Raw genomic sequence first — 7,450 nt, 5'->3', positions numbered from 1 at the left:
TACTGATCAGGGGGCATCTCTATCACCGCCGTTGCGTTGGAGGGAGCCAGCGCCCTGTAGGACTTAACAATCGCCTCAACACGCTCTTCAAAACACTTCAGCTCGGAGCGGTATTCCTCTGCGTTGGCCGGGTCTGTTTCCTCAAGCGCCTTTTCGGTAGCTTTCGCAATGGCAATGGCATTGGTAGGGTCGAGCCAGACGCCATGGGGGTTGTCCTTCCCGCTGTACCAGTGCTCCCTGAGATAGCGGAAGCCTTCCCTTTTGTAGTCGTCGATCAGGAGAACCTTCCCGGAGAAGAGACCTTCACCTTTCAGTTCGGCTATCTTCTTCTCGATGGGGAGATGCCCCCCTGTCGTTACAATGACGTCCGCCTTCTTGAGGAGCCCTATCTGCTCGGTTGTAAGCTGGTACTCGTGTGGGTCAACGCCGGGCGGGATTATATAGACGACGTTGACCGAGCCGTTGAAGGCATCCTCCACTATGCTCGCCAGTGGTGCTATCGTGGTGACTACAAGGGGCTTTTCGGCGTTCTCCCCCTTAACGACGGGGGCGGAAAGGAAGAGTATGAGCAAAACTAATATAACCTTTTCCTTCATTTCGGTCACCCTAACTCCCTTAACGTGACACTTTAAAACTGTTGGCCGAAAGGATTTAAAGTCTCTGGCCGAAATACCACCGGGTGTTGTCATGAAGAGGGAAGCATCCTAATCCTCTCGGCAGTCCCGGTATCAGCCCTTCAGGTAAGCCAGAGGGTCAGCGTCGAGATAAACCCAAACGCCGGGCTTCTGGGGGTTGTTTACTACCTTACCTTCGGCAGGAACGACTCCTTCGTGATAAACAGGGGGCATTAGCTGGAGGACGTTGACGAGTGGTTCGGAAACTACAGCGATCATAGAGTAGCGGGCCTCCTAAGGGAGTTTCTCTCGAACCTCTCAATCCCCTGGAGGGACTACAGGCTTATGATTCTCGAATACTACCTCCTCCTCTGCTCGAACCCTCCAGAGCTCAGGCCAAAGGTTAGTCTCAACTTCCCTTGGTTCGAGGAGGTCTTCCTGCCCGCCCTGAGGGGCTTCGCTGAGAAGACGAACTTCATGGCCTTCTACAGCTCACACAGGGTCGACTACACGGAAGACCTTAAAATCTACCGTGGGGGCCCTAAAGCTCCTTCCTCCGGACAGTTTTATGACCAACTACTCGGGCCTTTCGGGTGTGAAGTACCGCTTTGAACACCCCTTCCTCGTGGCCGTTCATGGCCACAGCTTCAACCCGGTGATAAACGGGACTCAAATCTGGGGTGCTGGAGGAATGCTCCCACTTGTCAGAAGAACCACTTAGAGAACTCTCTGGAGCTGCAAAACAGCGAGGGACACGATATTTGGACTTCCCTCAACAGGGACTTTATAAACTCCACACGCCTCGACGAGCTCCTCTACCTCGGCTTTATCTACCACAAACTCGGGCACGACGTAACGGTGCCCGTCCTTCATGCGAATGAAGGCCTCCTTGGGAACCTCACATACCTACAGGAAGCCATCGAGGGGGACATGCCCTATCTGGCGAGGTACGACATCCACTTCTGGAGCCGGGACGGAATGCTCTACGAGGGGGTTTGCCGACGCGTTGGAGGACTTTGCCTTGGCGCACGTTGGCCCGGCCTATGCGTGGCTTGAGATGGAGATGCAGAAGGCCTGGGGCGAGTTCTGGATAGAAAAACTCTTCTATGGGGTTCAGGACTGCACCCTTAAGGTCATGACAATGGAGGTCTCAAACTTCTCAGCCTGCGTTTCCGAGCTCATCAGAGAGCTTAAGCGCTTCGCCTCCCCCTAGAACGCGAGCGAGGTGTACGCCAGAGAAGTTCCAGTGACCCCTCTGATGGCCTTTGACAGGGGAGTTCAGGCAGAAAGGGGTTCTCGTAGTTTACGGCACCCAGAATCCCGATCCGAGTGGAACTGAGTACGACAGGAAAACGGCCGAGGAGATAGCGGACAACTTGAGGACCTTCTACTCCCTGTGGCCCAGGGAAGGTTGAGGTCGAGATCAAGGCCGATAGAGAAGTAGAGCCTTCGGAACTCGGTGAGAGCATCGCCATCGTAGGCGGGTCGGTCGCCAACTCCCTCGCCGAGAAAATGCAGGCCTACTTCCCGTTCCAGTTCAGGAGAATAGGCAGAGACTGGTACCTCTGGAGGAACGAGAGCTGGAGAGTTGAGTGGAGACCCGTTTATTTCCTCCTCCAGGCAAACTCGACGTTGCAGGGCTACTTCGGCTTCGTTGATAGCGACCATCAGCAACTCCTACAATCCAGAGAACTACGTCGTGTAGATAGCGGACACCGGCAGGAAAACTGACGGCCCTCTTCCAGAACCCGACCTACTACCTCAGCAGTTATGAAGTGTGGAATAAAGAAGGAATAGAAATCGGGTTCTACGTTCAGTCTTCCTGATTTTCGGTTATTTCCCTGCTCTTTATGTGGGGCTTCCCAATGGCTATCGTGAAGCCCTTGAAGGAGTCGTCCTTCCTGTTGAACTCTATCGCCAGCGGAAGGTCGTTGTCCTCGTTGAAGACTATCCTGACGATCCTCGCCCGGGAGTGGTCGTTGAGGTAGTCCTCCTTCAGGGACTCGTAGTCCTCAAGAACCCGGTTGATGCTATCACTGTGCATCTCGTAAATCTCACTGGCGTAGATGCTGTGGTTTTTGATTTCCTCGACCTTTTTCTCCCTGTCCAAGCTACCACTCCCTCAGGCCCTGCGCCACTTGCCGTCCCTGAACTTAAAAATCTTCCTGTACTCAGCCATCGTGAGGGCCTCTTCAAGCTTGCCCTTCGGAACCTCCAGGCCGTGAAGCTCCCTAAAGAGCGCCACGATTTCCTCCGTGCTTACTGCCTCCTTCTCCTCGAGAAGGTTGCCAACAAGGTTTATCATGTCCTCGACAAAGTTCCAGGGGAAGACTATCCAAGCCCAGTCTATCTCTTCAGCGTAGTAGTCCGGTTTAAAGCGCGAGCCCTTTATGGTTAAGAGAGTCGCGGTTCTTATCTCAGCGGGCCTCTGGCTTTCGACGTAGTTCTTAGCGAGGGTAAGGCTCTCACCGGTGTCGCTGATGTCGTCCACTATGAGAACCTTCCTATCCTTAAGGCTGTAGGTGCTACCGTACTTCAGCCTGGCCTTTCCATCTGGAGTTGCCGTAACTCCCCAGTGCTCCACCTTGAGGCTGACGAGGTCTTTAATGCCGAGGTAGTCGCAGTAGAGCCTTGCCGAAACCCAGCCACCCCTGGCTAGGCCCACAACGACATCCGGCCTCCATCCTTCCTCAAGTACCTTCCAGGCGCCTTCCTTCGCCCACCTTTCGATATCTTCCCAAGAAGCGAGCCTTGCCGGAAACTTCTTCATTGGATTTCCCTTAACGATGCAAAACCGAGGTTTTATTTAAGGTTTTTGGAGGGATTTTTGACCCAAACATGACAATAAAGGGGGAAAGTGAAGGGCTCAGAAGAGCCACTGGTTCTCGATGCACTCGTCGCACGGCGGTTTTTCGCCGGCTATCGCCTTGAACTTCTTGTAGATGCACTCCGGCAGGCCGAGCGGGCAGTGGTCGGGATACTGTCCGGGCCTGACCTTCGTCGGGTCGAGTTTTATCTTTATGTAGGCCTCGTACTCCTCGACTTTCTTCCAAGGCAGAATCTTGGCGCCGTAGATAACGAGGTCGTCCCTTATCTTGGCGTAATCGCCCACAACGGCGTTTTCCTTGACTATCACGTTCTTCCCTATGACCACGCCTTCACCGAGTATGGTGTCCTTGAGCTCGGCGCGCTCCTTAATGATGTCGTTCCCCAAGAGTATGGAACGCCTGAGGTAAGCTTTGTCCTCGATTACGCTATTCGGCCCTATGTAGGTGTAAGCCTTTATCTTAACGCCGTGGCCAATCTTGACGCCATCGTCGATGTAGGCCGGCCCCTGAATCTCCACATCATCGGGAACCTCTGCCGTTTCTTTGATCAGGAAGTAGCCGTTCTCCCTCGCCATCTCATCGAGGGCAATCTGATGGGCGTAGAAGAAGTCCCCAGGCGTTCCCAGGTCAACCCAGTAGTACTGCCTGGGCATCCTGTAGGCGTAGACCTCTCCTCTGGCGACGAACTTCGGGAGGACCTCGCGCTCGAAATAAACCTCCTTTCCTACCGGAATCTCCTCAAGAACCTTCTTGTTCACGACATAAATTCCAGCATCAACAAGGTTTGTCTTTGGCCTGTGGGGCTTCTCCTCGAAGTGCAGAACCTTTCCTCTCTCATCGGTCTCAACGACACCGAAGCGCTCCGGGTCATAGACCTTCGTCACGGCAACCGTTATTAGACCATCGTTCTGCTCGTGGGCCTTTATCAGCTCCCCGTAGTCGAAGTTGGTGAAGACATCACCATATACGACAAGAAAGTCGTCGCTGATGTAATCCTCGACGTTCTTTAGAGCTCCACCTGTTTCGAGGGGCATCGGGTCGTTAACGAAGCGTATGTACTTGGGATAATCTGGCATCTTCTCGTCTATGAACTCCCTTATCTCGCCCCTCATATAGTGGACCGAGAGTATGACCTCATCAATCTCCTTGATCCTCTCAAGGGCTTCCAGGATGTACTGCAGGTTGGGCTTGCCGAGAACCGGTATCATCGGCTTCGGCCTGGTCGAGGAGAGTGGCCTGAGCCTCGTGCCAAATCCACCGGCCAGTATGACGGCTTTCATGGTTACTCACCGGTATGGGATACACCCAAGGGCTTATATGTTTTACGCTCATAAAATATATAACTGCCAGTGAAAGAAAAACCGGAAGGTTATAGCTCAAACTTGACATTGAGAACCTTAACCTTGGGAACGAAGCACTTGCCCTTGCAGATCTTCCTGAGGGGGCAGGTTTCACAGGATGGAGAGCCCTTCTGGACTTCCTCGATGTAGCCGAGACCCTTCAGTACCTCTATCGCGGCTTCAACATCTTCCTTTTTCATGTTCAGCTCACGTGCTATCTCATCCGGTGTTCTCTTTCCCTCCTGGATGAGCTTTAAAATCTTCTCCAATGTGTTCATGCTCACCACCCCAGGGCAATGCCCAGATGCCAGATAATGATTCCAATCAGCGACGCGATGCCTATCATGTAAAACGTAACCGCCGTTGCCCACTTCCAGTTGCTCTCGGCCCTTATAGCCCCAATGGTCGCTATGCAGGGGATATAGAGCGTTGTGACTACCGCAAGAACGTACGCCTGTAGGGACGTCAACGCCTGCTTGATGGCCTCCTCACTCCCGTAGAGGACACCGTAGGTTGAAATCACGTTCTCCTTCGCTATTATCCCGAAGAGCAGACTCACAGCGGCTTTCCAGTCAAGGCCCATCAGCTTAACGTAGGGCCCAAAGAAATGCCCCAGTTTTTCTGCATAACTCTTACCAGTCCCAATAGGCGCTGGGAAGGTGCTGAGATACCATATTGCTATCGCACCGACCAGTATAACCGTGCCCGCTTTTCTCACGAACTCTTTGCTCCTCTCCCAGGAGTGGAGCAACAGGGTTTTCCAGCTCGGGACGAGATATTCCGGCAGTTCTATAATGAAGAGTTCGCTCTCACCTCTAACAAAACGGCTAACGAGCCAAGCTGAAAATAGGGCAACAGCAAAGGCCAGCAGGTAGATGGTAAGCGCCACAAGGGCACGGTCAGAGCTGAAGAACATGCTCGTAAGGAAGCTTATGACGCTTAGCCTGGCAGAACAGGGGATGAAGGGGTTAACGAACATTGTAACCAGCCTGTCCTTCTGATTGTCGAGCGTCCTGGCGGACATCACCGCTGGAACGTTGCAGCCGAGGCCGAGGATGAGGGGGATTACTGCCTTTCCTGGGAGGCCAAACTTCCTGAGGATGCCCTCCATTAAGACCGCCACCCTTGCCATGTAGCCTAAATCCTCGAGGAAGGTCAGGGCAAAGAACAGGAGGAAGACGAGGGGGAAGAAGCTGAGAACCATCCCCACGCCTCCGATGATGCCATCGACGAGCAGACCCCTGAGCGTTTCGTTTGCTATATGCGGGGCGAGCCAGTTGCCGAAGTCTGTGAAAACCTCAGCAAGCCAGTTCTGAAGAGGGAACCCAAAAACGAATACGAACTTGAAAACAAAGTAAAATACGACTGCCATCGCTATGAAGCCATAAACGGGGTGGATGAGGATCCTGTCAAGCTGGTCACTGAAGGTCTCTCCCTTGGACTGGCCGTAGCTCATGAACTCGTGGGTGAGCCTGTCTATGAACTCGAACTTCTGGCCGGCTATTATGAGGTCTATAGCCCTCCCGTACTTCGCCTCAAGCTCGCCGATGTGGGTCATTATCTCGTTGAGCTTCTCATCGCCCAGATGCCTCCTCACGAGCTTTATGATCTCATCATCACGCTGGAGGAGCTTTATTGCGAGCCAGCGCAGGGGGTACTTGGAGGCCATCTTTGTCCCTTTCAGACATTTTGATATGTGCTCTATCTCCCTCTCAACATCGGCGTCGTACCGGGGGATTATCGGGGCGCCAACGAGCTCACCGTGGGCGACCTTCAGGATGCTCTCCTTCAGCTCGTCCAGACCTTTTCCTTCCTTGGCGTTGAGGGCAACAACCGGAACGCCGAGAACCTTCGACATCCTCTCGACATCTATCTTTATGCCCTTCTTCTCGGCCAGATCTATCTTGTTGAGGGCTATGACAATGTTTTTAACGCCCATCTCAAATATTTCCATTGTCAGATACAGGTTTCTGAGAACGGAGGTCGAGTCAACAACATCCACAACAACATCAGGGTTTCCGTTGAGGAGGAAGTTCCTCGCGACGAGTTCATCAACGGAATGAGCCGTCAGGGAGTAGGTACCGGGAAGGTCAACAACGAGAAAGCGCTCACCTTTATATTTGAATACTCCCTCCTTCTTCTCAACCGTCACGCCGGGCCAGTTGCCCACGTGCTGCCTCATTCCGGTGAGGTCGTTGAATATCGTGGTCTTACCAACGTTGGGGTTCCCAGCTAGGGCGATCACCCTCATCGCCATGATATCACCTCACAGCTTTCTCACAAGAACCTTTGATGCCATCCCCTTCCCAAGGGCGAGCCTCGCTCCTCCAACCTCAATAACAACCGGACCGGGGTTATAGACGTTGACAACCCTAATTGTAACCCCCGGAACTAGACCCATTGCGTAGAGTCTGCTCCTGAAGTTCGGCCCGCCCTGGAGATTCACGACGATTCCAACCTCTCCGGGACGAAGGGAAGTTAATGGAACAATCATGTTCATCACCGTTAGGTTTTCCTAATCCAGTTGTCTCTATACACGAGGCTTAATAAATCTTTGGTGAGCCTAACAAAACTCAGTGGTTCGAATTAGGGAAATCAAGCTCAGAACTTCGAACCGGGAAGGGGTTATAGGGGATGACGCCCTTTTTACTAGGGGAGGCGATCCCAT

14 protein-coding genes are annotated in these 7,450 nt (G+C 53.1%); 5 read left to right on the top strand and 9 right to left on the bottom strand.

The window, feature by feature from the left end:
- Both MVD07_RS05105 and MVD07_RS05100 read right to left on the bottom strand, forming a co-directional pair.
- A partial coding sequence (locus MVD07_RS05105) for a zinc ABC transporter substrate-binding protein (protein WP_297499357.1) occupies positions 1–596 on the bottom strand: 596 nt, incomplete at its 3' end.
- A 132-nt stretch (positions 597–728) separates the two neighbouring features.
- A complete protein-coding gene (locus MVD07_RS05100) occupies positions 729–893 on the bottom strand; it encodes a hypothetical protein (RefSeq protein WP_297499355.1) in 165 nt (54 codons plus the stop codon).
- A gap of 66 nt (positions 894–959) precedes the next feature.
- Here MVD07_RS05100 and MVD07_RS05095 point away from each other — a divergent pair, with 66 nt between their 5' ends.
- Together MVD07_RS05095 and MVD07_RS05090 are read left to right on the top strand one after the other, a co-directional pair.
- A complete protein-coding gene (locus MVD07_RS05095; protein ID WP_297499353.1) occupies positions 960–1,226 on the top strand; it encodes a hypothetical protein in 267 nt (88 codons plus the stop codon).
- Positions 1,210–1,335, top strand: a complete 126-nt coding sequence (locus MVD07_RS05090; protein WP_297499351.1) for a hypothetical protein — start codon at positions 1,210–1,212, stop codon at positions 1,333–1,335. The genes MVD07_RS05095 and MVD07_RS05090 overlap by 17 nt, the downstream gene beginning before the upstream one ends.
- On the opposite strand, the gene MVD07_RS05085 is transcribed toward MVD07_RS05090, so the two are convergent.
- The gene (locus MVD07_RS05085; protein WP_297499349.1) at positions 1,332–1,487 is read right to left on the bottom strand and encodes a hypothetical protein; all 156 of its coding nucleotides are present in this window, start codon (positions 1,485–1,487) and stop codon (positions 1,332–1,334) included. The two genes, MVD07_RS05090 and MVD07_RS05085, sit on opposite strands and share 4 nt — an antisense overlap.
- A gap of 133 nt (positions 1,488–1,620) precedes the next feature.
- Here MVD07_RS05085 and MVD07_RS05080 point away from each other — a divergent pair, with 133 nt between their 5' ends.
- From MVD07_RS05080 to MVD07_RS05070, 3 genes are all read left to right on the top strand, one after another.
- Entirely contained in the window at positions 1,621–1,827 is a 207-nt protein-coding gene (locus MVD07_RS05080; RefSeq protein ID WP_297499347.1) for a hypothetical protein, read from the top strand.
- A gap of 52 nt (positions 1,828–1,879) precedes the next feature.
- A complete protein-coding gene (locus MVD07_RS05075; protein WP_297499345.1) occupies positions 1,880–2,029 on the top strand; it encodes a hypothetical protein in 150 nt (49 codons plus the stop codon).
- A gap of 97 nt (positions 2,030–2,126) precedes the next feature.
- On the top strand, positions 2,127–2,345 hold the full coding sequence (locus MVD07_RS05070; RefSeq protein ID WP_297499343.1) for a hypothetical protein: 219 nt from the start codon (positions 2,127–2,129) through the stop codon (positions 2,343–2,345).
- 82 nt (positions 2,346–2,427) lie between these two features.
- On the opposite strand, the gene MVD07_RS05065 is transcribed toward MVD07_RS05070, so the two are convergent.
- The 6 genes from MVD07_RS05065 to MVD07_RS05040 form a co-directional block, all read right to left on the bottom strand.
- Positions 2,428–2,724, bottom strand: a complete 297-nt coding sequence (locus tag MVD07_RS05065; RefSeq protein ID WP_297499341.1) for a hypothetical protein — start codon at positions 2,722–2,724, stop codon at positions 2,428–2,430.
- A 12-nt stretch (positions 2,725–2,736) separates the two neighbouring features.
- On the bottom strand, positions 2,737–3,384 hold the full coding sequence (locus MVD07_RS05060) for a phosphoribosyltransferase (protein ID WP_297499339.1): 648 nt from the start codon (positions 3,382–3,384) through the stop codon (positions 2,737–2,739).
- 96 nt (positions 3,385–3,480) lie between these two features.
- Positions 3,481–4,722, bottom strand: a complete 1,242-nt coding sequence (locus tag MVD07_RS05055) for an NDP-sugar synthase (protein ID WP_297499337.1) — start codon at positions 4,720–4,722, stop codon at positions 3,481–3,483.
- Between the two features lie 89 nt (positions 4,723–4,811).
- The gene (locus tag MVD07_RS05050; RefSeq protein WP_297499335.1) at positions 4,812–5,060 is read right to left on the bottom strand and encodes a winged helix-turn-helix domain-containing protein; all 249 of its coding nucleotides are present in this window, start codon (positions 5,058–5,060) and stop codon (positions 4,812–4,814) included.
- A 2-nt stretch (positions 5,061–5,062) separates the two neighbouring features.
- Positions 5,063–7,039, bottom strand: coding sequence for a ferrous iron transport protein B (gene feoB / locus MVD07_RS05045; RefSeq protein WP_297499333.1), 1,977 nt, complete (start codon positions 7,037–7,039; stop codon positions 5,063–5,065).
- A 9-nt stretch (positions 7,040–7,048) separates the two neighbouring features.
- A complete protein-coding gene (locus tag MVD07_RS05040; RefSeq protein ID WP_297499359.1) occupies positions 7,049–7,276 on the bottom strand; it encodes a ferrous iron transport protein A in 228 nt (75 codons plus the stop codon).
- Between the last annotated feature and the right edge of the window lie 174 nt (positions 7,277–7,450).

The sequence above is a fragment of the Thermococcus sp. genome, assembly GCF_027008145.1.
In the GTDB taxonomy this organism is placed as follows: Archaea; Methanobacteriota_B; Thermococci; order Thermococcales; family Thermococcaceae; genus Thermococcus.
Note: the sequence above shows the minus strand (reverse complement) of the source record. Positions and strands in the feature narration are given on the sequence as shown.